Below are 25,321 nucleotides of genomic sequence, written 5' to 3' on the forward strand. Positions count from 1 at the left end.
GAAGGAAATTTATGATTGAAACAGTTTTTGACTACCTGAAGAACAAATTTGAACTTGAGCATACATACTGTAATTGCTATTGAATGATGGAGAGACATACTCCATTATTTTAGCACGAAGTAACAAATTCAATGAATTAGTTCTTCAAGAATAATTTAAACTTTTACAGTAGGAGTAGTCTCATGAAACATTATAGCGGGTTAGATGTCTCACTCAAAGAAACTTTTATTAGTATCATTGATGAGAAAGGAAAAATTGTTAAAGAAGGGGTTGTTGCAAGTGAAAGCAGTGCAATAGCTGAGTTTCTGCTTGGTCAAAACAAAAAATACGAGTCCATAGGAATAGAAAGCGGGCAATTATCAATATCGATGTGCAAAGAGTTGAGGAATCTTGGATTACCAGTAACTTGTGTAGATGCAAGGCATATGGCAGCAGCATTATCTGCGAGAATCAATAAGAATGATAAAAATGATGCAAGAGGCATAGCACAAATGATGAGAGTTGGGCTATTTAAGGAGGTATTAGTAAAATCAGACGAAGCTTGTCAGGTTAAAATAATACTTGGAAGCAGAAGACAATTAATACGTTGCAGAGAGCAAATTGCGGGAACAATAAGGGGATTACTGAAAATATACGGGATAAAAGTTAATCAACGTCTTAGTTCTGCAAACTTTGCTTTAAAAGTGCAAGAAATGGTTAATAATCTAGATGAAATTAGCCAAACCTCAATTGAATCATTAGTACATAGTTTAGAAATAATAGAAGAATCAATAAGAAAACTTGATAAAATGCTCTCAGAACAAAGCAAAAAAGATGAGGATTGTAAATTATTAACTACTGTTCCAGGAGTTGGTATTATAGTAGCAATGACATATAAAGCTGCAATAGATGATCTGCATAGGTTTGAAACATCTTATACAGTTGGAGCCTATATGGGATTAAGTCCAAGACAGTACGCTTCTGGTGAGATTGATCGACACGGAAGTATATCAAAAATGGGACCAGTGGACTGTAGGAATATGTTATATGAAGCCGCGCAGGTCTTACTGGTAAAATGTAAAAGGACATTTAAATTAAGAAGCTGGGGATTGAAGCTTAAAAAGAAAAAGGGCATGAAAAAAGCAATTGTTGCAGTAGCAAGAAAATTAGCCGTGATTATGCATAAGATGCTAATCGATAGAAAAGAGTTTTGCTATCAATAAACACTAAAGAAGTATAAAACAATAATTTTACTGAAAGTAAAGATAGCAATGCCGATGGAAGGGATAAGCAAGAGGATAAGTTGAAGCATAGACTTCGTGGCGTACATGTTGCCGTCCACTTCCGCCTAACAAGTATAGTGCGGCTTGGCTACAATATGAATTAGCCATATTAGACCGCGGAGAGAACAATGGAAGCATGCTACTTTTAACTTATGTAAAATCATTAAGACTATAGAGGAAAAGAATGATACCTTAGTTTTTATAAGCTTAATGAATATGTGGATAAATACTTTAAGTTTGTGTGGACGTATTTATCCACATATTCATTGGCTACATAGTTTAAAAGAGATTAATTGGAAATTAGTGTTGATGTTTTTATTGCCAATAAAACCTCTTTTGATTGAATAAGATAATACAATAATAAATAAAAGGTTGTATTAGAGCTGAATTTTACATCAAAAAATATTTTTCATGATACAAAAAATTATTGTTGACTTTTATGCAATTAGAGAACTTATCATAGATTCTCAGTAAATTTCTTAGTGTATATTTCTCTACTCCCATTTCCTATTCAATGTAATTAAAAAAGCCATGTGTTTCTTAACTTTATTTTGTGGGTTAATCTTTTTCTTGAGTTATGAAGGTCTGATAAAGGAAAAAAAAGAGGACTATGAAAAGCACTGTATAGTAGAGGCAACAGAGTCTGGTTGCAAATTAGATTGTGAGATTTTTAAGACATTCAGAGATAAACCGATAGTGAAATCAATAAAAACTGGTGAAGAAGTTGGCGGTGTAAACGAGTCAGCTTGGTATTTTCAACTTAAAGGAGGTAGAGAACAGCTTGTTCTTGATGTGCTAGGCGATGGGAATTACCCAAGTGTAACGGGAAAAAATGCAAATTATTTAAAAGTGTTGCCTTGCGGGAAAGGACAGTTTCATAGGCTGGAGCTTTGTGATAAAGATGGTACTATATTCAAAAAAACTGAGAATGGAGCACGAATAAGTATAAGTAAATGTAATCTTGTAGGGGGGGGAGATATAGAACTGAACAAGTATGTAAGGAAAGACTGGCTCCCATCATTCATTATCAAGCCATCAACATCTAAAGAATTTGGGGAGGCTATAGGTGAGAAATCTAGAGCAGAAGTATATACATACGATCCAATTAATGGCAAAGTTGGAGACAAGGTAGCAAAGCTCAATACTACTATTTTACACGGAGACACAATCTGTAGCTATTTACTTGCTCTAGGTACTTCTTACGGCAAGAATGACTATGATGATAGATACTTCCCTATTAATTCAAAAAAAATTATAGTCCAGAAAGAAGAAAATGGCTCTTATGAGATAGAAATAGACAACCCACTTCTTAATATCCGTGAAAAAAGTACTAAAGCTAGCAAAGAAATGATAAATTTGTTTCTAGATGATTTACTGTGTTTATGTGATGAAAGCGTATTGTCAGATGGTTATGGTGTGGAAATTTCTGGGTGGTAAGAATGTGTCTCTTTAGAGAAGCAATTTGAACTGCTTCTATTAAAGTATAAACTTAGATAAATCAAGCTGCTTTGAAATTGACTCTAGTTTATCTCTTACATATTTGCTATCTATAACAAATTTTTCACTATTTTTTTCAGAAGCGATAAAACTTATTTCATCCAAAAGCTTCTCCATGACAGTATGAAGTCTTCTTGCACCTATATTTTCCACTTCTCTATTAACTGTAAATGCTATTTCAGCTATAGTCTCTATACCATCATCAGTAAACTCAAGTGTTACATTTTCCGTTTTCATTAACGCTATATACTGTTTTAACAAACTAGATTCTGGTTCCTTTAATATTTTTATTAGATCCTCTTGAGTAAGCGCCTTAAGTTCCACTCTAATTGGCAATCTACCCTGTAATTCTGGTAAAAGATCAGATGGCTTAGATAAATGAAAAGCACCAGATGCAATAAATAATATATAGTCTGTTTTTACGGGGCCATACTTAGTTGAAACAGTTGTTCCCTCAAGTAATGGTAACAGATCGCGCTGCACTCCTTCTCTGTTGACTTCACCTTTTATTTCTGTACGTGCTGCAATTTTATCTATTTCATCTAAAAACACTATGCCTTCATTGCTAACAAGATCAATCGCTTCTTTGATTATCTTGTCTTCATCCATTAACCTTTCGCTTTCTTCATTAATCAATATTTCACGTGCTTCTTTCACTTTAACTGTAATAGTTTTTGTTTTTTTGTTCCCATTAAACATCTTACCCACTATTTCTGTTACGTTCATCACGCCAATTTGCCCACCTGGCATACCAGGTATATCAAAAGTGGGTAGCATACCCTTGCTCTCCCTGACGTTAATAGAAACTTCTCCATCTTCAAATTCCTTATTTCTCAGTCTTTCTCTGAAAACTTTTTTGCTTTCCTCGGTTGCATCTTCACCAACCATGGAGTTGACTATTATCTTTTCAGCCAAACCTAAAGCTTTTTTAGTTAAGGCTTTACGTGCTTTTTCCTTAACTAAAACTATTGCTGCGTCAACTAAATCACGTATTATCGAGTCAACATCACGTCCAACATATCCTATTTCAGTAAATTTCGTTGCTTCAACTTTTATAAAAGGTGCACCAGCAAGCTTTGCTAAACGGCGAGCTATTTCAGTTTTACCAACTCCCGTATGGCCTATCATGAGTATATTCTTAGGTATAATCTCTTCACGTAGTGGAAGTGGGACTTTATTTCGACGCCAACGATTTCTGAGTGCAATAGCAACAGCGCGCTTTGCATCATTCTGCCCGATTATAAATCTGTCTAATTCTTTAACTATCTTCTGTGGTGGTAGATCATCTAATAAAGCTTGTGAGCTTTGAATGCTGCTACTTCCTGTACCTTCATTTTCATAGAGGCTATTTTTCTCATTATAGTCATCATTATTATCAAATTGACCTACTACAGATTGACTAGAAAAATTATCACACAAAGTTCTTGACATATTACTCCTCTATTTTTTCGATAATTAGATTATGGTTTGTATAAACACATATATCGGCAGCTATCTTCATAGCCTTTTTTGCAATCTCCTCTATTGATATTCCTTCAACGTCAATCAAAGCTTTTGCTGCAGATAAAGCAAAATTTCCTCCAGAGCCAATGGCTGCAATGCCATCTTCAGGTTCAAGAACATCACCCGTTCCTGTAATGACCAATGAAATGGACTTGTCTGCCACGATCATCATAGCTTCTAATTTTCTTAGATATTTATCCATTCTCCAGTCTTTTGCAAGTTCAACACATGCCCTCATTAACTGTCCTGGGTGCTTATCAAGTTTAGATTCTAGCCTTTCGAAGAGAGTAAATGCATCAGCTGTTGCTCCAGCAAAACCGGCAATTACGGAATCACCAGAAAGACGCCTAACTTTTCTTGCTCCAGATTTTATAACGGTATGGCCTAGCGAGACTTGCCCATCACCTATTACTACTACATTTTTGTCTCTTCTAATTGACAGTATAGTAGTACCATACATTTTACTGCTGTCATGATGAATCATTTTTTTGTTATTTTAATTCGTTATATTATATTAAGATTATAACTTATAATATAGTACTTTTCTTATAACATTTAAAGTGTAGATGCAAAACATAATTCATCCAAATCTGGAAAAAGATATAAATAATTGGTTCAAAACAAAATTTAATGGTTTTACATTACCATTTTATAGCTCCATAGATCTTAGGAATTCAGGCTACAAAATTGCTCCAGTAGACGCCAATTTATTTCCTGCAGGGTTTAATAACCTAAGTGAAGTATCAAAAGCGATAGCAGCAAAATTGATAAAAAGCTACTTCGAAACAAAACAATATAAAAAGGCCCTTATAATACCGGAGAATTACACACGAAATAAAATGTATATAGAAAATGTATTTGCCATAGAAAAGGTAATGCAACTCGCAGGTTTTGAAACTAGAATTGGCCTCTTTCATAATGAAACGTACAATTTAATAGAACAGTATGAAACTGTTGTGAAAGAAAACTCTTTGCTGAAGACAACTTCAGGATTTGTGCCTGATATTATTATACTGAACCGTGATATGACGAGCCACATTCCAGACACGCTAGAAAACGTAAAACAAGAGATAGTGCCAAGTCCATTATATGGCTGGCACAGTAGGCAGAAATTTCAATATTTTGAAATCTATCAAAAATTAGTGTCCGAATTTTGTGGCGAATTTAAAATGGACCCATGGCTTCTTTCTGTGCTTACAGAAAGCTGTAATGGAGTTGACTTTAATGATGATTCATCACTAGGAGCAGTAGCGACTAAAGTTGACCAAATATTATCTCTAGTGCAAAAAAAATATGAGGAATATGAAATAAAAACACAACCTTACGTTTTTATCAAAGCAAGCAATGGCACATATGGAATGGGCATTATAACAGCAACAAGTGGAAAGGAAATATTAAATCTCAATAAAAAAAAGCGTCATAAAATGAAAAAGATAAAAGAAGGAATAGCAATCAATAGTGTTATTATACAAGAAGGTGTACCAACTATTGACATATTTAAAAGTAGTTCTGCAGAACCGCTAATATACTATATAGGAGATACTCCAACATGTTACTTATACCGATGTAATAGCAGGAAAGATGTATATTCTAGCTTGAATTCCACTGACTGTGAATTTTATGACATCAGCCAAGAAAATAAAACTTTGCCACTTTGGAATATTGTTAGCAAATTAGCAGTGCTAGCATTGGCAGTAGAAATTAAGTCTTTTCATCTCTAATAATTAATTTCTACAATGCTGCCATTATGCTGAATATGGTGAGCGTCATCAAGTCCAGTAGAAGGATCAGTACCATTATTAGGTTGATTGACAAACTTATCGATGTTTGATACTAGATATGCTATACTTAGTATCAAACTAACCGTAACAGTTAAGTTGAAATTATAGATTATGCCACCACCCAAGTCTATCGGTATAGTTGCAATTTCCATTCTTTTTAATATGAAGCTTAACAAGCCCAATGACAAAGTGAATGTGCTAAACATAACATTCTTCTTGCATTTAGCAAGCTCAGCTTCACATTTCGTAAGTTCGTCATCACCCTTTTTGTATTTTTTACATGCTTCTTGATATTTTTTATGCACTTCCTTATATTCTTCGCACTTATAATAACAGCTTACGAATTCTGAAAATAGAAATAGAACTGCTGATGTTAAGCTAATATAACTTATTACATCCTTGTTGTTTCTAGCTAAGAAATGAATGATTTTTGCCTGCATCAATATTCCTATGATACAGCTTGCCAAGTACGCTGAGTTACCTACAACCTGTATTGGTTTTTCAGGTTTATTTTCCTCTTCACCATTCGCAGGTTTCTTAGATTTATATCCAGCTAAATTGAGACCAAAATGAAGAGCAAATATTATTGATGTTGGTAGTTTTATGAACTTAGAAATATCTAATATAGTACAAATATTGGATCTGTTGTTATCAATAAACTCGCAACAGAATTGCAATGAAATTTTACACAATATGCCTGTTAAACCTACTGCAATACAATACATCTTTCTAATATCATGATTGTGAACATCATGTATACTTTCTATAAATGTATTTGGCTTACCTTTTGGCATAAGTAGATAATAAAATAATAACTTTTTAATATTATACTATAAAAATCTAAAAAGAAAAGTGCTATAAATCAGTACTTTGAGAGTGATCTAAACATAAATCGGCCAAGCACTTGATAAATAAGAGATCAGTACTGAGAGTTGGTACGCGAAAGTAATATCCGTCTTTGATAATTGCTTTATACTCTATATCAAGTTCAACCAGTGTTTCAGAATGCTCAGAAACAAAAGATATAGGTGATAAAACTACAGGTATATTATCGTCTTTCGCGCGTGATAGCTCACTTTCAGTGCTAGGCTCCAACCATTTTACAGGGCCAACCTTACTCTGATAACATATTCCCCAATCAAGATCTTCAATATTCAATTTTTTTACTATTAATTTTACTGTTTTTTCTATCTGTGAAGCGTAAGGGTCGCCTTTTTTAATGATACTAAGAGGTAAGCTATGAGCCGAGAATAGGACTCTTGGCTTACCGATTTTGCTAGCTAATTTATAATATTTAGACGTCAGATTAACATGAGCTTCAATAAAGTCTTCATTGTCATAATAATGGTGAATTGTTTTTGTGTTACATTCCAGTTTGGCATTTTTTTGCCAATTCTCGATGGATGATAGAGTTGTGGTGGTTGAATATTGTGGATATAGTGGTAACAGAATGATTTCGTCAGGGTCGAATTGCTTTACGCTTTTAACAACTTCATCAGCAAATGGATGCCAATAACGCATGCAGATGAATATCTTATATACATGGTTTCCATTTTCATTTAATTTTAGTTCTAAAGCATCAGCTTGTGCTTTCGTATTCTCCAAGATTGGCGATTTACCTCCAATGTGCTCGTATATTTCTTGTGCAGTACTTTCTCGCCTTTTGGAGATAAACTTTGCTAAAAGGAAGCGAAAAGGATTTGGTAGATTTATTATTCTTTTATCGTAAAAAAGATTAAATAAGAAAGGACGGACCGCACTTAGTGAATCAGGTCCGCCTAGGTTAAATAAGATTACTGCCTTCTTCACTGACAGCACCTTTCTTCAGGTTTGCCTATAAAATCAGCTACACACTCATCAAGTTTAGTTACAGGCACTAAATTTCTCACACTAGCATACAATAGATGGCCAGATCTCTTCACGTTACTCTGTGTAGATACAAAGTTTCTATCAAAAACCACATCAACACAAAAACTTGGCACTGCTTCAAAAAGTTCAACAGCAGCCAAAGATATCATTATGCAGCTTTGTAGAGCCTTCAGAAAAATCGTAAGGGGAAAAAGTAAAACCCTAACAAAGAGAGAGGGAGGACTTTCATTCATTAGTTGTCCTGGATTAGGAGAATTATACTCAATATGCTGTCTGTTTTTATCAAAGATAGGAAATTTTATAATGTCTTTCTTAAATTCCTGCTCTATTTGTTCCTCGGTATAATTTTCATTATTAGTCATTTTTTTCAATAACTTTTCACGCAAGTGAAAGGTTCTTACAACAAAACATGTTGCAACCATCAGTGCAGCACATATAAGTGCGCACTCGATAAGGCTTATGTTGCCTACCATAGCTGGTAATACAAAGCAAAAAAACAGCGGTATGGCAATCATTTCACCAAATGGAACAACGTTCCTTTTCATCCCAAAAGCGGCACCTTCTTTTAATTTTGTATTATTGTGTAAGCTATACTCTAAATAACTTAAAAATGCCAAATTAAAGGTTAAAAAACCTTTTGTTCCGCAGAAAATTGATGATTTAAGATTATTCACTAGTTTCTTACGACAGTAAACCATAAACTACCCCTTGATGTTTTATTCTTGACTATAAATAAAAAATCTCTTTGATGGAACAAAAATTCACAATAAAGTAAATATACGATCTTAATATAAGGGAATGATATGGCAATTGAGAGAACACTTTCGATATTAAAACCTGATGCAGTAAAAAATAATATTACAGGCAGTATAAATTCTTACATTGAAAAATCTGGACTAAAAATTATAGCACAGAGAAAGATGCTGCTGACAAAAAAACAAGCAGAGCTGTTTTATGAAATTCATAAGGATAGGCCTTTTTTTGGAGAGTTGGTGGAATTTATGACTTCTGGGTCTGTGATAGTTCAAGTTTTAATCGGTGAAAATGCAGTCAGTAAATACAGACAAATCATGGGTGCTACAGATCCAAAACAGGCAGATAAAGGTACAATTAGGGGTGATTTTGCTAATGATATTAGTGAAAATAGAGTGCATGGTTCTGATAGTCTAGAGAATGCTCATAGAGAAATAGCTTTCTTTTTTGCTGAATGTGAATTGGTGTAGTTTTACCTTTTTACATATTAAATTTCTGAATTTTATGTTGAACTGTATAATACTAGCCCAATTTTTAGTTTAAGCAATATTAAGGGAAAGCTTTTTCATGCACAGTATAGATAATATTTAAAATGGATCATGTTGTTAACGCTTATAATAGATCTGAAGCTTCTATAGTTAGAGGAGAAGGAGTATATCTCTTCGATAAGGATGGTAAAAAATATTTAGACTTTGCTGCAGGAATTTCTACAACCTCTCTAGGGCATTGTCATCCATACATTACAGATAAACTGAAGGAGCAACTGGATTCATTATGGCACTGCTCTAATATTTTTACTATTCCTCAGCAGGAAAGGCTTGCTCAGCGTTTAACAGAACTTACCTTTGCCGATAAAGTTTTTTTCTGCTCAAGTGGACTTGAAGCAACAGAAGCTGCAATTAAATTTATTCGCCGCTATTTCTACTTAAATGGACAAGAAAAGCGCAGTCACATCATTACAATTGAAGGAGGTTTTCATGGCCGCAGTATTGCTGCAATTTCAGCTGGGGGAAATGAAAAATCACGCGAAGGTTTTGCTCCACTCCTTTCTGGTTTTGATAAAGTTCCAAGAAATAACATTGAAGCATTAGAAAAGAAAATCAATAGCGAAACAGCTGCCATATTTTTAGAGCCCATACAAAGTGAAGGCGGAGTACATCCATTGGACGTAGAGTATCTTAAAAAAGTAAGAGAGATAACAAAAGCTCAAGGAATAATTTTATGCTTTGATGAAGTGCAATGCGGATATGGACGGATTGGCTCTCTATTTTACTATCAAAATATAGGAGTTGAACCTGATATGCTCACTTGTGCGAAGGCTATGGGTAATGGATTTCCTCTGGCTGCATGTTTAGTAAAAGATTATATAGCAGAAGCAATCACTCCAGGAACTCATGGGTCAACTTATGGAGGTAATCCACTTGCCATGACTGTTGGTAATGCAGTACTCGATGTAATGCTAAAGGAAGGCTTTTTTGACCATGTTAAGAAGGTCAGTAAATATCTAAAAGAAAAGTTGTTGCCTTTGACTGAAGAATTTCCGAAGATCATTTCAGAAGTTCGTGGGGAGGGTTTATTGATAGGGATAGAGCTTAGAGTACCTTTGGCTGATAAAATTGTTAAACAATCTCTTGACAAAGGCTTAATAATGACTAATATTTTAAATAATAAGGTAATAAGAATAACTCCTCCACTTGTTGTTGAGAGTATGCATGTGAATGCAGTGTGTGATATATTTCATGATTTATTTTTTTATATTAAAGATATATAGACTTGCAAATGCTTCTTACAACATATAAAATCAACTCTGTTTCTATATCGCAATAACATCATACTTTAATGGATTGGTTATTGATTTCAGTATTGTCAGCAATTTTCTTCTTGTTGATCTTATCGTTTTTGTTTTCAGGAGCAGAAATAGGGTTAACCTCAATTAGCCGCTCCCGAGTTAATAAACTAAAGCTAGATGGCAATAAAAGAGCTAAGATAATAGACCGCTTGTTGAATACAAAAGAATTAACAATAGGAACAATATTACTGTGCAATACAATTATTAACATTACTTGTTCCGCTTTATTTACAGCAATATTTATACATTTCTTTGAAAGTGAAGGCATCTTTCTTTCAACATTCATGATGACGTTTTGTATTTTGCTATTTTGTGAAGTTTTACCAAAAACTTACGCCATGCAAAATCCTGAAAAATTTACATTGCTTTCTTCTTATTTTATGCTGTTTTTTGTCAAGATTCTTTCTCCATTGACATTAGGCATTCAGTTTATTGTCAATCTCATTCTGAAGTTATGTGGGCTTCATAAGAATAGGGAGGTAATATCTGCAGCAGATGCAATGCGTAACATGATTACTCTTCATCGCAGTGAAGGAACTATGTTACAACAGGATTTAGATATGCTAAGTAGTATACTTGATTTGGCTGAGACAGAAATATCACAGATTATGACTCACAGGAGAAGCTTATTTTCTCTTGATATAGATCGAAACAAAGAGGATTTAATAAGAGAGATTTTAACCAGTAGCCATAGCAGAGTACCTTTATGGCAAAAAGAACCAGATAATATTGTTGGAGTGGTTCACGTGAAAAATCTAATAAATGCCTTGCGTGAAAAGGATAATAAAATAGAGATTGCCAAAGTTATGTCAAAGCCTTGGTTTATACCAGAAAGTACGCCACTCAGTGTACAACTTCACAACTTCCGTAAAAACAGGAAACACCTTGCATTTGTTATTGATGAGTATGGAGCACTACAGGGAATCGTAACTCTTGAGGATATACTGGAAGAAATAGTTGGAGAAATTTCAGATGAACATGATTTGATCACAGAGAATTTTATAAAAAAGATATCCGATAATATGTATCACATAGAAGGAAAATCTACTATTAGGGATATTAATAGACAGTTACATTGGGATCTTCCTGATGAAGAAGCTACAACTCTAGCAGGTATGATTGTAAACGAGATAGAGCGCATTCCTGAAGAAAATGAAGAGTTTTCCATGTACGGTTTTTACTTTAAGATTTTAAAAAAAGATAAAAATATTATTACTATGATTGAAGTACAAGTAAAAACTGATAATACTGTAGTAGCAATTAATTAGTTGGGTTCTATGGAAGATACATTAAAAATAACGGCTGAAGATTTGAAGAACTATATAGAGAGAATAGAAAAACTTGAACAAGAAAAGAGGGATGTGCAAGATCACATTCGTGATGTATATGCAAAAGCTGCAGATGAAGGTTGGGATATAAAAGTGATGAAACAGATTATTAGGCTAAGAAAGATGGATGATGATGACAGGGAGGAACAGGAAATATTACTTGATACCTACAAACGTGCATTGGGAATGAATTACGAAGGTGAATAGTAGGATTGTAATTGGAATAAGTGGAGCATCTGGTTCTATTTACGGTGTACGGATTCTAGAGGCACTAAAAAATACCAATCATGAAACTCATTTAGTGATCAGCAGTGCTGGAAAAATAACTATAGCTCATGAGATTAAAGAAAAACTTGAAGATATTATGTCGCTTGCAGATTTTTACTATTCTGAAGAAAAAATAGGAGAAAAAATAGCAAGCGGCTCATTTAAAACCTCAGGTATGGTTATTGCTCCATGTTCTATGAAAACAATGTCTGAAATAGCATCGGGGGTGACTTCCAATCTATTAACAAGGGCTGCAGATGTAACTCTAAAAGAAAGAAGAAAATTAGTTCTTATGGTGCGAGAATCTCCACTACATCTTGGACATCTACGAAATATCTTAAAACTAACGGAGATGGGAGCAATTATTGCTCCGCCGATGCCTGCTTTTTATATTAAACCAAAATCTTTGGATGATATTGTAAATCATTCTGTTGGTAAAGTATTGAATTTATTTGATATCGCATTACCTGACTTCGAGGAGTGGCAAGGAAATGTCAATTATTATTAACGGTAAAAAAACAGCAAATGATCTCTGTGAGGAGCTATCAAAAAAAATTGATATTTTAAAGAAAGAGTATAATGTTTTTCCTTGTCTTAAAGTAATTCTCGTGGGTAGCAATCCAGCAAGTCAGGTCTACGTTCGTAATAAACAAAGAAAAGCAGAATCAATAGGCATAAGTTCTGAAACTATTGTTTTGCCTGATAGTATCTCAGAAGATGAATTGATTGAAAAAGTTAATACATTAAATGAAGATTCATCTGTGCATGGAATTTTAGTTCAGTTACCTTTACCAAAGCACATCAGTGCAAGCAGAATAATTAATACAGTAAGTGTTGAAAAAGATGTAGATGGCTTTCATGATGAGAATGTTGGCAGGTTAGTTAAAGGTGAAAAAAATTGTCTGATACCTTGTACTCCCAAAGGTTCTTTGCATTTAATTAAGTCAGTTGAAAATAATCTGTCCGGTAAAAATGCGGTAATCATTGGCAGATCAAATATTGTGGGTAAGCCAATGTTTCACCTATTGTTGCAAGAAAATTGCACTGTTACCATCTTGCATTCACAAAGTAGGGATTTAGCTGATTATTGCTCTAAGGCGGATATAGTAGTTGCAGCAGTTGGAAAGCCAAATTTTGTTCAACCAGATTGGATAAAAAAAGGTGCAATAGTGATTGATGTTGGCATAAATAGCATTAACATAGGAAATCAAAGTAAGCTTGTGGGTGATGTTGACTTTGAGGGAGTAAAAGAAAAAGTCAAAGCTATTACTCCAGTGCCTGGTGGAGTTGGCCCGATGACAATAGCATTTCTTATGATCAACACTTTAGTTGCTGCTTGCTTACAGAAGGGAGTTGATCCTTCTGATTTTATTGCTTAAGGTTTAGCTTAATGTTAGCATAAACAGAATACCTTTGCAAATAGCACATATATAGCACCAAGCATACAACTGTGTATAGGGATTCAAAGTGTTCATAGCTTAAAAATTATAACGTATACCTACTTCTATGATTGCATCTGGTTTTTTCATCGGTGGTTTAAAGCCACTTAATTGACCGCTTGCAGCAATAGCAACTGTGCCAACTATCTGCGGAATAATTTCACAATCAACACCTAACTTTACTTTATAGGAAATAGCACCCAGTATTTTATCTAGTGTTTCATTTTGACCTGCGGCTGCAGCTACAGTTGCAGCCGAATTTGGAGTGTTAACTGCATTTGTATCCTCACCAAGACCAAAAGATGGCAATATTCGAATATATCCACCCAGTCCTATACTAGCATATAATTTAATAGGATCAATTTCAAGATCAGGATAGTAAAGGTAATTTGCCAACAAACTAGCTCCTACTTTCCTTTTTTGTTTATCAGTTATATCACTTATGTTAGCAAGAACCTCAAGTTCAAACTTAGAATTTTTGTTATGATGATAACCAAAGACAACGTTAGGGTTCAATTTAAAGCTTTCACCCCATCGAGTCCCAAAGTTTAAACCTACATAACCTACATAGTAATGATCTTCGTACTGGTCTTCATATCGATCTTCGTATTGATCTTCACAATGATCTTTGTGTTGATCTTCATACTGATCTTTGTACTGGTCTTCATACCGATCTTTGTACTGATCTTCTAACTCACTTGTACCATTACTAGCTGTACTTGCTAAAGCAATCAACACAGCGAACACTTTCATCGTTCTCATATAATTCATACACATTACTTCCTTAAAACAGACTGGAATAAGTGTTCAAACATGCTAGCAGCAAGTTTTGAGCATTGCTTATGGTTACACCTAACCATTAAACATGTACACAATGCCATCCAGCATTAAAAACTATAACGTACTCCTACTTCCAGCATCGCATCTGGTATTTGTTTTGCTTTTAAACCACTCAGTTGCCCGCCTACGGTTAAAGCAGCTGTACCAACTATCTGTGGAGCAACTTCATAATCAACACCAACCTTCAGTTTGTACGAAATAGCACCCAGTATTTTATCTAGTGTTTCAGTGCCAACAATGTCAAAAGGATATACTTGTAGATGTCCTCCTAAACCTCCACTGACATATAGTTTCACAGGATCAATGTCAACGTCAGGATAATAACGGTAATGTGCTAATAAACTAGCTCCCATTTTCTTGTTTTTGTCCTTTCCTTCTGCATCCTTACCTCCAAACATATCACTTACGTCAGTGAGAATCTCAAGTTCAAACTTAGAGCTTTTATCATAATTATAACCAAAAACTAAGCCAGGTTTTATTTTTAATCCAGTGCCCCATCCACCACCAAAGTTTAAACCTGCGTAGTACTGCTCTTTTGCACTATTACTAGCTGCTTTATTACTAGCTGCACCTGCTAGAGATGAAGTGAGCAAAACAGCTAAAACACACAATCCTTTTATTTTCATATAACTACCCATACAAAAAAATATATAATGCACAAGTATATATCCTTTATATTAAAAAAGATATAACCTCATATCAAAAAAAGTATACCTACGAAATTAGGGACATGCTACTCAAAATTTTTATATAACTATGTTTACTACCTTATTTGGTACAGCATATATAGTGCGAATTTTGCTTTGATCGATTTTGTTAGATACAGAACCTGTTGCTATTTTCTTCAATTCTTCTTGAGGTAAATCAGTTTCTACTTTGATAGTCGCACGCAACTTTCCATTAATCTGTACTGCCACAGTTACCATATTATCAATTAGTAGTGATTCATCAGCTTTTGGCCAAGGTTGCATATATAGCATGCCTTCGCCTCCTATTTTTTGCCATAAATTTTCAGCCAGGTATGGCATGAATGGCTCAATTACTCTGATTAGTATGCATATACCTTCATCAATAAGAGATTTTCCAGTTTTTACGTCTATTTCAGCTATTAAATTTGTCATTTCACGAAACTTTGCTACCACACAGTTTAATCTGCAGTTTTTCAAGTCATCTGTAAGCCCTTGCAATAGTTTATGGATTTTTTTTCTGTACTCTAGGAGTTTACCTACAATGTTTTCATTATCATAGTGTATGTTTACGGGCCTAAGTTGCACTACCATACGCCACAATTTATTTATGTAGCGAAAACAACCTTCCACGCCATCATCAGACCATTCCATATCTTTTTCTGGGGGGGTATCGGATAATACAAACAAACGAGCAGTATCAGCACCGTATTTTTCTATGATAAAGTTTGGGTCAACTGTATTCTTCTTTGACTTACTCATCTTTTCGACTTTTCCAACTTGGATCTTAGCACCCTTCGCAATCAACTCTTTTGCTTCTTCGGGAAAGAGCCATTTGCCATTCTCATCTTTATAAGTTATATGGCAGACCATTCCTTGAGTGATTAAAGTAGAGAAAGGCTCTTTAACGTCAAAATAGCCACATTTAGTTAAAGCACGGCAGAAAAACCTTGAGTAAAGCAAATGTAAAATTGCATGTTCTATTCCACCTATGTAATAATCAACAGGCATAAAACGATTACAAGTATCTTTATTAATCGATTTATTTTCACTGCAAAATGCAGCAAAATACCAAGAAGATTCAAAAAAAGTGTCAAATGTATCAGTTTCACGTTCTGCTTGCTTTCCGCACTTTGGACAATCAACAAATTTCCAGGTTGGGTGCTTATACAGGGGATTACCACCACTTGTAAATTCTACATCCGTTGGTAGAACAACAGGGAGGTCTTTTTCTGGAACTGGAACAATTCCACAATCTTTACAATGTATAATAGGTATAGGACATCCCCAATAACGTTGCCTTGAAATTCCCCAATCATGCAAACGGTAGTTTACTGTTTTTTTGCTTATTCCTTTTTCTTCAAGTTTTTTTATGATTACTTTTTTTGCCTCATTAATCATTAGTCCGTTTAAGAATTCAGAATTGAACATCACTCCATCACCGAAGTACGGTTCTTTTAAGATCTCTGTGCTCTCTGTGCTCTCTTCACAAACTACAGGAATAATCGGTAAACCATACTTCTGTGCAAATTCAAAATCACGCTGATCATGTGCAGGGCAACCAAAAATCGCACCTTCTCCATACTCCATCAACACAAAATTCGCTATATAAATTGGTAATTCCTTGTCGAGAAATGGGTGCCTGACGTTCAGTCCAGTGTAAATTCCAATTTTTTCATCATTCTCCCCCTTTGCCTTCATATTACCAAAAAAGTCTCTTATTTCTTTGTCCTTAAGGTCTTGTACAATAGGGTGCTCTGCTCCTACTGCAAGAAAAGAAGCTCCAAATAAAGTATGAGGAGAAGTTGTAAAAATCTTTAACTTCTTATTCAAGCCAACTATTTCAAAATCTATAGTTACACCTTCAGATTTTCCTATCCATCGTTCTTGCATAGTTTTGACTTTTTCTGGCCAATTTTTTAAACTTTGCAGACAATGAAGCAAATCTTCAGCAAAATCAGTAATCTTTAAAAACCATTGGAATAACTTACGTTTTTCAATAACTGTACCTGATCGCCATCCTTTTCCATCAACCACTTGCTCATTTGCAAGCACTGTTTGGTCCACTGGATCCCAATTAACCCACGACTCTTTTCGATAGGCAAGACCATGCTTTAAAAAATCCAGAAAAAATTTCTGTTCGTGTTTGTAATAATCAGGCTCACATGTGGAGAGCTCACGATCCCAATTGTATGAAAGACCTATAGATTTTAGCTGCGTGCGCATATTATCTATATTATCTTGTGTCCATGCTGCAGGGTTAATGTTATTGTCCCTTGCTGCATTTTCAGCTGGTAATCCAAACGCATCCCAGCCAATTGGGTGCAAAACCTCAAATCCACGAGCTCTCTTGTAACGTGCTATAACATCTCCTATTGCATAGTTACGCAGGTGCCCCATATGAATCTTACCAGATGGATATGGAAACATTTCCAACACGTAACATTTCTTCTTTTTACTATCTTTGCTTACAGAAAAATCCCACTTATTTTGGTAGAATTTTTCAACGTTTTTAAAATCATATTTCATAAATTCAATCACAGTTTATATGTACTAAAGGATCGACTGCTTGACCATTATGTCTTATTGTGAAACACATCTGCGGATCTTTATCTTGTGTGCTTGATTTACCTGCAGATCCAATTACTTGACCTTGTTTTACTTTATCACCAATTTCAACTTGTATGTTTTTTAAATAGGAGTACATAGTCATGTAATTATCTTTATGTTCCACTATAATTAAATTTCCGTACCACCTCAGGCCTTTGCCTACGTATATTACTTTGCCAGGTGCAGAAGCAATAACCTTTGTTCCACTTTGAGCAGTAATTTTTATGCCATCTTGACATATTTTATCAGAAGAGGTAACTGCACCTTTAACCGGTATTACAAATTTACACATGCTTTGTGCATTATTGTTATATACCTTATCTACAAAGGCTTTTCTACTTTCTTTTCGCAGCGAAGAATCAACATTTTCTTTAATCAAATTATACTCCCTTGTGTACTCTAGGTCTCTTTTCCCATAAAATTCTTCGCCTTTAAGTAGTACAGGTGCAGGTTTTTGCAGGCCACAGCTTATCAGTATTGCTGATAATATAAAGAACAAGGCTATACGACACATACACTTATCTCTAGATATATCAACTTTCACAAAACTTTATAGTGTTTTTCGTCTATTTATTACTTTCTTCATTTATTTTATCAGTCAAATAGTCTCTTAAATCGGTAAGTTCTTTCAACAAATTTCTTGAATAATGATCAATTCTTACATCGTTACCAAATTCCTTTTGTACTCCTTTTATTGTATATCCTTTGTCATATAGCATATATTTTATTTTCTTTATTGCCTCTATACACTTATGATCATATAGTCTTCTTCCCTTCCGTTTTATGGGTTTAATTTGATGGAATTGACTTTCCCAGAATCTTAAAACATGCTGCTCCAAATGTAGTTCTTCAGCTACTTCTCCAATTGTGTAAAATAATTTTTCCTTATTCATCGGTTGTTTATTAATTTCTTCATCATTTTTGAAGGTCTAAAAGAAATTGATTTTCTCGCTTTAATTACTACCCTTTCCGATGTCTTTGGTATATTTCCTGGTCTTTCTTTCTTGTTTTTAACCAAAAATGTTCCAAATGAAGATATTTTTACTATTCCATCCTTTGCTAAGCTCGTTTTTATCTCATCCAATATGTCATCTATTATTGCAATAGAGTCTTCTTTCGATAATCCAATTTCCTGGTTTATACATTCAGCTATTGTTGCCTTAGTTACTGTTGTGTCTTTTGTTGTCATAATTTATTACAGTATGTTAATATAATATAACAATCGACTCAAGATTCAGCTACTTTATTTTTATAGTATGTTTCTTTTGTAGCATAATTAAAAATACTAGCAAATGTTAACATTGCAAATATTGTGAAAAGCGCCATTTGATGATCTGAAAAAAGTGCTAAAATTGACACTAAAATTCCACTCATAACAAACATAAATCCATTGATAATGGATGATGATGTGCTAATATACTTCTGCTCAACAATCTCACTACCAACAGTAAAATTAAGCATATGTCCTCCTGCAAAAAAACCAAACATTAACATACAAAAGTATATAATATGAACTGTTAAATTACCGCATAGTAAAATAATAGCTGAAATACTTTGCAATGTGGCAAAAGCAGAGATTACGTGCCTTCTATTTTTAAATAGATTTGAGATTAGATCTGCAATTGGAGCACCAACTGCAAGACCAAGCCACAATATTGCAGTTGCCACACCTAACTCCATTGTATTGAGTTCTAAGTTGCTTAGTAACCTTGGTGCCCACAGCATATTAAGCGCTAAAAATGTTCCAAAAGTAATAGCACCCACTATTGAGGTTATCCAGATATCTCTTAATTTTAGCACTGTTAGTACAGAACATATTACTGTTTTTATAGAGCTCTTTATTGTGTATTCCCCCAAATTTTTTTTTGAAAGTCCTTTCGGATAAAAAAACATAAGTACGAATATTGATACGCCAAATAATATTACGCATACAATAAGATTTTTCCAATCTGCACCTTCGGCAAGCAAGCTAGAGAAGCACATTTGAATCATCAAAGCAGAAAGACTTGAAATTGTCTGCACTAGTGAGAACATCAGTCCAAATTGAGTAAGGGGAAAATATGTGCTACTTACATGAGCAGCGCCAACAAAACCAAACGATGCTCCAATTGCGATCAAAAATTGAGATAAAATTAAATGGGCAAAATTGTCACTCTTGATAAGGACAAAAAAACCAAAGAGCATGATTGACAACGAGAAAAAATAAATTTTTTTGCTGGAAAAAACATTAAACATTGCCCCACTAAAAAATTGTGAGATAGCAAAAGTCCAAGTATATGCTGAATTAGCTAGTGCAACTTGCGCAATCGTGAGCCCAAGTTCTTTTTCAAGATTCACACTTATAAAGGTGTAGATTATCTGCATATTGCTGAATATAACAATTAAGTTGCTGATCAGCCAAATGAACCAAGCTCTACTTTCCATAAGATTTTATAAGTAATCCATTAATAACAAGCCTCTTTTAGTCTCTGATTAATGTTAAAACAGTTGCAATTATAGATTATATAAAAGCTATGAAACAACAAATTTGTTGTGAGATTTTAATTGTTAGAATCTGTATATGATCTCAAAAAAAGAATAGATTTTTGCTTTTTATCCCCTGTTATAAAGGAGTATACAGCGTAGGGTGAAAGGCCTGGGTAAAGATGATATAATTCCAACAAGAGAGATACCCTTCAGATCATCTTCCATTGAATGTAATGGTTGATGTCACAGTTGAACAGCACAAGCAAAGACAATTAGAGTTATAAAATCTTGTTTAATACACATTAAAGTGGACCTATGTTTTGCCACTCAGAACCTGTCTTGAAAGGGAAAAAAGAAAAGAATAAGATGCAAAAAATAGGAAGGTGAGTTGTATCTAAGTGATATAAGTGACAAGGCCAAATGTTGCACAAGGGGCGATAACAATTATTAATGCAATAAAATATATAATGAGGGAGTTTAATATAGTTATGCAAGAGGCCTAATTTAAAATATTAACGTAAAAAATTGCTTCCATATATTTTAAATCTGATTATAATCACAGTTAGAGATATTTTAAGAGCTCAAAATCTATCTTTGTCTGCAGACTTTTCTATTAAATAATCAAACTAAGTAAAAAATGTAGCGTATCTTCTTCAGCGCATACACATATGCTTAATCTCTGTCGTATGTGCGCTGCACTTTTTTCTAATCTTTTTTACACAGGGGGATTTTATGTCCAGAATTCCAGATACTTGACCTTTACTTTAGCTAAAAAACAATAGGCGCCTATGGCTAATTAAAATAAAAATTTTTCTAATATATAGAAGAATTACAAAATCACTGTTTACTGAAACCGGGCCAAGGAAGCTGCTAATGTCACAGAATTTTAGGTAAACGTTGTTTGCTTGACGTATGAGTGTGCTCTCCTTACTTCAAGAACTCTTTAATATTTAACCACTTAAGTCCTTTCAAGATATGTTCTTAGATAATAGTTTTTCAAATCCTTGGTAAATCAAAGTCAGCTTAACTATTAATTATTTATCTTTTTTTCTAGTTATGTAACGGGTCTGTTATTAAATTTTTCAATAATACCTTTTATTTTCGCCGCCTCTTCAAACTCTAAATTTTCAGCATGCTTCAACATTTGCTTTTTCAAACTATTTAGATCATCCTTGCTAAAATTCTCAACTACCACTTTTTCCTGTAAAGTATTTGATATAGGCTTTATTATAGTTTTTGGTACAATATTATGCAGTGTATTATGCTCTGTCTGTTTCTTTCTTCTCCTTTCAGTTTCTTTCAGTGCACGATCCATAGAATTAGTAATTTTGTCTGCATATAAAATTACTCTGCCTTCAACATTTCGTGCAGCACGACCTATCGTTTGAATGAGCGAAGTCTCTGATCGTAAAAACCCTTCTTTGTCAGCATCTAAAATTGCAACCAATCCACACTCGGGAATATCAAGACCTTCCCGCAACAAGTTAACGCCAACAAGAACATCTATTTCTTTAGATCTTAATTTGCATATAATTTCAATTCTTTCCAGTGCACCAATATCTGAATGTAGGTAAGTTACTTTCATACTGAGCTCACTCATATGCTCAGCTAGCTTTTCAGCCATTTTTTTTGTCAATGTGGTAATTAGAATACAAAATCCTTTTTTTATTGTTACTTGCGCCTCGTGAATCACATCATCAACCTGACTCTCTGTTGGTTTTATGGTGCAGATGGGATCTGTCAGTCCTGTTGGGCGGATAACTTGCTCTATAAATGCGTGATTAGTCTTTTCTAATTCATATTTTCCTGGAGTAGCCGAAACGTAAATAGTCTGTGGCCGTATTGCCTCCCACTCTTCCAATTTTAATGGACGGTTATCAAAAGCAGAAGGTAGCCTAAAACCATAATCTATCAATTTCTTTTTACGTGCTTCATTACCGCTATACATTGCACCTATCTGGGGAACGGTTACATGGCTTTCATCAACAAATAAAATTACATCTTTAGGTAAATACTCAAACAATGTAGGCGGTGGATCTCCGGCTTTCATTCCGTAAAGATAACGCGAATAATTTTCAATACCTTTACACACTCCCGTTGCCATCATCATTTCAATATCAAAATTAGTACGCTGCTCAAGGCGTTTTGCTTCAACAATTTTGTTCTGTGAATAGTAATAATCCAGGCGTTCATGTAGTTCTTTTTTAATCAATTGAACTGCTTGCAAAAGAGTCTCACGTGATGTAGTGTAATAGCTATTTGGAAAAATGGTGACTGTATCTATGCATCTGATAATATTGCTGTTCATGGCATCAATCTCAGAAATTTCCTCTATTTCATCACCAAACAATGATAAACGCCAAGCTTTATTTTCATAATAGGCAGGAAATATATCAATAATATCGCCGCGCACTCTGAAATATCCTCGCTCAAATCTGACATCAGAACGTTTATATTGGAGATTAACTAAATTATTCAGAAAGTCATTAACATGAATCTTATCTCCAGCACTTAAAGTCAAGGTCATGCTGAGATAGCTCTCAGGCGAACCAAGACCATATATACAAGAAACACTCGCAACTACAATCGTGTCCCTACGCTCCAAAAGAGAGCATATAGCAGAATAGCGTAGCATATCAATTCTTTCATTTATTAAAGAGTCTTTTTCAATATAAGTGTCTGTTTGTGGCGAATAAGCCTCAGGCTGATAATAATCATAATAAGAAATGAAGTATCCAACAGCATTGTGAGGGAAAAATCCTCTCATCTCCTCGTAAAGCTGCGCCGCTAAAGTTTTATTATGTGCCATAATTAATGCAGGCCTGTTTGTTCTTGCAATAACATTTGCCATAGTGAAGGTTTTTCCAGAACCAGTAACTCCAAGCAAAACCTGATCTCTTTTATTACTATTTAACCCTGCAACTAAGTTGTCTATTGCCTGTGGTTGATCTCCAGCTGGCTGAAAATGTGTAACTATTTGAAATTCCATACCTTTATATTTTCATAATGTATTTATTACTATACAATACATTTGCTAGTGTAAATAAGGTATGAAAGAATGAACATAAAAAACTCTATTTTTTCTTTTTATAGAGCCTGCTCCAAATCCTGTTGTTGGTTAATACAAAAAACACCGTCAAAATTATAAAATATGTCACTATTTTTAGCCCAAGTTTATGTCGGCGCTCCAGTTCTGGCTCTGCTGCCCATTGTAAGAAATTTACCACATCATATGCCATATTTTCAACTGTGGCTTGTCTTGCACCATCATATTCTACCATTCCTTCAGAAAGAGGTGGGGCCATAGCTAACCTACCTGTTGAAAAATATGGATTAAAATATAAACCATTCTCATCCTGCTCGCCGTTTTGATAGCCTATCAAAAGTGAATAGACGTAGTTTGCACCATCGTGCCTTGCTTTGACAATGAGTGATAAGTCTGGTGGAATTGCACCATTATTACTTGCTGCAGCTGCTTCTTTTGTATCAAAAGGTGCAATAAAATAATCCGAAGACACTCCCGGCCTATCAAACATTTCACCCAAATCATTTGGACCATCTTTCACTTGATAAGAGGCTGCAATTTGTTTTACGTCCTCTTCAGAAAAACCAACATCTTGCAAATTACGAAACGCTATTCTATTCATTGAATGGCAAGCAGCACAGACTTCCTTGTATACTTTATAGCCACGCTGAATTGACTCTCTATCGAAAGATCCGGTAATTCCATTAAAACTCCAGTCAATTTTCTTATTTGGTAAAGGTTTAAACTCCTCTGCAGATAGAGAATTAGCGAAAAATAATACACAAAACACAGCAACTTTAACCAATAGCATCACTTCATCTCCGGCACGGAATCGCTTATTGTTTTTGGTAATTTTTTTGGTTTCTCATACTTACTAAGTAAAGGTAAAATTATCACAAAATATGAAAAATAATAAAGAGTTGAAAGCCTACTTAAAGTAATGTAAGGCTCCTTAACTTCTTGTCCCCCAAGCCAGGCAAGAAATGCAAAATTTATTGCAAAAACCCAAAAAAATTTCTTAAATAATGGACGGTAGGAACCACTTTTAACCTTTGATTTATCAAGCCAAGGCAAAAGAAACCACACTAAAATAGATCCAAACATGGTAAGTACACCAATAAGTTTATTTGGAATTGAACGCAGCATCGCATAAAAAGGTAAGAAATACCACTCTGGCACTATATGTACTGGAGTTACCATAGGATCAGCCTCTATATAATTATCAGGATGCCCAAGATAATTAGGGGCATAAAAAACAAATGCAAATAAAATTATAAAAAATAAACCAAAAGTTATGCAGTCCTTTGCTATATAGTAAGGATAAAAAGGAATGGTATCCTTATCTGACCTGACTTCTATTCCACTTGGATTATTAGAGCCAAACCTATGCAGAGCAACAACATGCAACATAGCTAAAGCGATAATAATGAAAGGCATAAGATAATGCAGCGCAAAAAAACGATTAAGCGTTGGATTATCAACAGAGAAGCCTCCCCATAGCCATATAACTATTTTATCACCAATTAAAGGTATAGCCGAGAATAAATTAGTTATAACTGTTGCACCCCAAAAACTCATTTGTCCCCATGGAAGAACATATCCCATAAAGGCAGTTGCCATCATTGCAAAAAATATAAATATGCCAATAAACCATACCATTTCTCGCGGTCTCTTATAAGATCCGTAATATAATCCACGCATGATATGAACATAGACCACCATAAAGAAGAGCGACGCCCCAACAGCATGAGTATAACGTATCAGCCATCCATAACTTACGTCACGCATTATACGCTCCACACTATTAAATGCATGATCAACATGCGGAGTGTAGTGCATGGCAAGAAATATACCTGTTATTATTTGTAAAATCAGCGCTATACCAGCTAAAGAACCAAAATTCCAAGCATAATTTAAATTTTTTGGTACTTGATAAGAAGCAGTATGTTTTAGAAAAGAAAATATAGGCAGTCTGTACTCTATCCAACCTAATATACCTTTTTCTTCTATTATTTCTTTTTTGCTATCATCTTCCATAACTTAAAACTTTGTCATCTTAACTCATTGTATTGTAACAATTTAACGCTAATAAACAATAAAAAGTTTAAGTTTAAAGAGTAGATTTCACAAAAACAAGCACTCAAAT

24 protein-coding genes are annotated in these 25,321 nt (G+C 34.3%); 9 read left to right on the plus strand and 15 right to left on the minus strand.

Annotated elements, in window-relative coordinates:
- Nucleotides 1-182 precede the first annotated feature (182 nt).
- Both OPR37_RS00440 and OPR37_RS00445 read left to right on the plus strand, forming a co-directional pair.
- A complete protein-coding gene (locus OPR37_RS00440; RefSeq protein WP_214303242.1) occupies nt 183-1,202 on the plus strand; it encodes an IS110 family RNA-guided transposase in 1,020 nt (339 codons plus the stop codon).
- A gap of 630 nt (nt 1,203-1,832) precedes the next feature.
- Entirely contained in the window at nt 1,833-2,699 is an 867-nt protein-coding gene (locus OPR37_RS00445; RefSeq protein WP_265016855.1) for a hypothetical protein, read from the plus strand.
- Nucleotides 2,700-2,738: 39 nt separating this feature from the next.
- On the opposite strand, the gene hslU is transcribed toward OPR37_RS00445, so the two are convergent.
- Together hslU and hslV are read right to left on the minus strand one after the other, a co-directional pair.
- Entirely contained in the window at nt 2,739-4,190 is a 1,452-nt protein-coding gene (gene hslU, locus OPR37_RS00450) for an ATP-dependent protease ATPase subunit HslU (RefSeq protein WP_007302171.1), read from the minus strand.
- 1 nt (nt 4,191) lies between these two features.
- Complete coding sequence (hslV, locus tag OPR37_RS00455; RefSeq protein WP_012481904.1) at nt 4,192-4,746, minus strand: ATP-dependent protease subunit HslV; 555 nt, start codon at nt 4,744-4,746, stop codon at nt 4,192-4,194.
- An 82-nt stretch (nt 4,747-4,828) separates the two neighbouring features.
- Between hslV and gshA the strand changes: the two genes are divergently transcribed.
- Complete coding sequence (gene gshA, locus OPR37_RS00460) at nt 4,829-5,983, plus strand: glutamate--cysteine ligase (RefSeq protein ID WP_264684914.1); 1,155 nt, start codon at nt 4,829-4,831, stop codon at nt 5,981-5,983.
- Here the strand turns inward: gshA and OPR37_RS00465 are convergent.
- The 3 genes from OPR37_RS00465 to OPR37_RS00475 form a co-directional block, all read right to left on the minus strand.
- Complete coding sequence (locus tag OPR37_RS00465) at nt 5,980-6,837, minus strand: hypothetical protein (RefSeq protein WP_264684915.1); 858 nt, start codon at nt 6,835-6,837, stop codon at nt 5,980-5,982. The genes gshA and OPR37_RS00465 overlap by 4 nt on opposite strands.
- A 61-nt stretch (nt 6,838-6,898) precedes the next feature.
- Nucleotides 6,899-7,852 carry a ferrochelatase gene (gene hemH / locus OPR37_RS00470; protein ID WP_007302167.1) on the minus strand — a complete coding sequence of 318 codons (954 nt, stop codon included), beginning with the start codon at nt 7,850-7,852 and terminating at the stop codon, nt 6,899-6,901.
- Nucleotides 7,849-8,610, minus strand: coding sequence for a hypothetical protein (locus tag OPR37_RS00475; protein WP_019236748.1), 762 nt, complete (start codon nt 8,608-8,610; stop codon nt 7,849-7,851). The genes hemH and OPR37_RS00475 overlap by 4 nt, the downstream gene beginning before the upstream one ends.
- Nucleotides 8,611-8,715: 105 nt before the next feature.
- Between OPR37_RS00475 and ndk the strand changes: the two genes are divergently transcribed.
- From ndk to folD, 6 genes are all read left to right on the plus strand, one after another.
- Nucleotides 8,716-9,135 carry a nucleoside-diphosphate kinase gene (gene ndk / locus OPR37_RS00480; RefSeq protein WP_007302165.1) on the plus strand — a complete coding sequence of 140 codons (420 nt, stop codon included), beginning with the start codon at nt 8,716-8,718 and terminating at the stop codon, nt 9,133-9,135.
- Between the two features lie 122 nt (nt 9,136-9,257).
- Nucleotides 9,258-10,436 (plus strand): aspartate aminotransferase family protein, encoded by a 1,179-nt coding sequence (locus OPR37_RS00485; RefSeq protein WP_007302164.1) that lies wholly within the window; start codon nt 9,258-9,260, stop codon nt 10,434-10,436.
- A 68-nt stretch (nt 10,437-10,504) separates the two neighbouring features.
- Nucleotides 10,505-11,782, plus strand: a complete 1,278-nt coding sequence (locus OPR37_RS00490; RefSeq protein ID WP_026097245.1) for an HlyC/CorC family transporter — start codon at nt 10,505-10,507, stop codon at nt 11,780-11,782.
- A gap of 9 nt (nt 11,783-11,791) precedes the next feature.
- Entirely contained in the window at nt 11,792-12,049 is a 258-nt protein-coding gene (locus tag OPR37_RS00495; protein ID WP_007302162.1) for a DUF2312 domain-containing protein, read from the plus strand.
- Nucleotides 12,042-12,617 carry a UbiX family flavin prenyltransferase gene (locus OPR37_RS00500; RefSeq protein ID WP_007302161.1) on the plus strand — a complete coding sequence of 192 codons (576 nt, stop codon included), beginning with the start codon at nt 12,042-12,044 and terminating at the stop codon, nt 12,615-12,617. Before OPR37_RS00495 ends, OPR37_RS00500 begins: the two co-directional genes overlap by 8 nt.
- Nucleotides 12,601-13,488, plus strand: a complete 888-nt coding sequence (folD, locus tag OPR37_RS00505; RefSeq protein WP_007302160.1) for a bifunctional methylenetetrahydrofolate dehydrogenase/methenyltetrahydrofolate cyclohydrolase FolD — start codon at nt 12,601-12,603, stop codon at nt 13,486-13,488. The genes OPR37_RS00500 and folD overlap by 17 nt, the downstream gene beginning before the upstream one ends.
- Nucleotides 13,489-13,587: 99 nt before the next feature.
- On the opposite strand, the gene OPR37_RS00510 is transcribed toward folD, so the two are convergent.
- The 10 genes from OPR37_RS00510 to OPR37_RS00555 all read right to left on the minus strand — a co-directional run bounded on the left by OPR37_RS00510 (nt 13,588) and on the right by OPR37_RS00555 (nt 25,212).
- Nucleotides 13,588-14,325 carry a hypothetical protein gene (locus OPR37_RS00510; RefSeq protein WP_012481902.1) on the minus strand — a complete coding sequence of 246 codons (738 nt, stop codon included), beginning with the start codon at nt 14,323-14,325 and terminating at the stop codon, nt 13,588-13,590.
- 110 nt (nt 14,326-14,435) lie between these two features.
- On the minus strand, nt 14,436-15,026 hold the full coding sequence (locus tag OPR37_RS00515; protein ID WP_019236743.1) for an outer membrane beta-barrel protein: 591 nt from the start codon (nt 15,024-15,026) through the stop codon (nt 14,436-14,438).
- Between the two features lie 108 nt (nt 15,027-15,134).
- Entirely contained in the window at nt 15,135-17,603 is a 2,469-nt protein-coding gene (gene leuS / locus OPR37_RS00520) for a leucine--tRNA ligase (protein ID WP_264684916.1), read from the minus strand.
- A 4-nt stretch (nt 17,604-17,607) separates the two neighbouring features.
- Nucleotides 17,608-18,198 (minus strand): murein hydrolase activator EnvC family protein, encoded by a 591-nt coding sequence (locus OPR37_RS00525; RefSeq protein WP_026097241.1) that lies wholly within the window; start codon nt 18,196-18,198, stop codon nt 17,608-17,610.
- Nucleotides 18,199-18,250: 52 nt separating this feature from the next.
- A complete protein-coding gene (locus tag OPR37_RS00530; RefSeq protein ID WP_012481900.1) occupies nt 18,251-18,577 on the minus strand; it encodes a MerR family transcriptional regulator in 327 nt (108 codons plus the stop codon).
- Nucleotides 18,574-18,873 carry an integration host factor subunit alpha gene (locus OPR37_RS00535; protein ID WP_007302154.1) on the minus strand — a complete coding sequence of 100 codons (300 nt, stop codon included), beginning with the start codon at nt 18,871-18,873 and terminating at the stop codon, nt 18,574-18,576. The genes OPR37_RS00530 and OPR37_RS00535 overlap by 4 nt, the downstream gene beginning before the upstream one ends.
- Before the next feature lie 38 nt (nt 18,874-18,911).
- Entirely contained in the window at nt 18,912-20,108 is a 1,197-nt protein-coding gene (locus OPR37_RS00540) for an MFS transporter (RefSeq protein ID WP_052264710.1), read from the minus strand.
- A 1,096-nt stretch (nt 20,109-21,204) separates the two neighbouring features.
- On the minus strand, nt 21,205-23,139 hold the full coding sequence (gene uvrB, locus OPR37_RS00545) for an excinuclease ABC subunit UvrB (protein WP_264684917.1): 1,935 nt from the start codon (nt 23,137-23,139) through the stop codon (nt 21,205-21,207).
- Between the two features lie 85 nt (nt 23,140-23,224).
- Nucleotides 23,225-23,986 (minus strand): cytochrome c1, encoded by a 762-nt coding sequence (locus OPR37_RS00550; protein WP_264684918.1) that lies wholly within the window; start codon nt 23,984-23,986, stop codon nt 23,225-23,227.
- The gene (locus tag OPR37_RS00555) at nt 23,986-25,212 is read right to left on the minus strand and encodes a cytochrome b (RefSeq protein WP_010402967.1); all 1,227 of its coding nucleotides are present in this window, start codon (nt 25,210-25,212) and stop codon (nt 23,986-23,988) included. Before OPR37_RS00555 ends, OPR37_RS00550 begins: the two co-directional genes overlap by 1 nt.
- Nucleotides 25,213-25,321 lie beyond the last annotated feature (109 nt).

The sequence above is a fragment of the Wolbachia endosymbiont (group B) of Lycaena phlaeas genome (assembly GCF_947251875.1).
Lineage (GTDB): Bacteria > Pseudomonadota > Alphaproteobacteria > Rickettsiales > Anaplasmataceae > Wolbachia.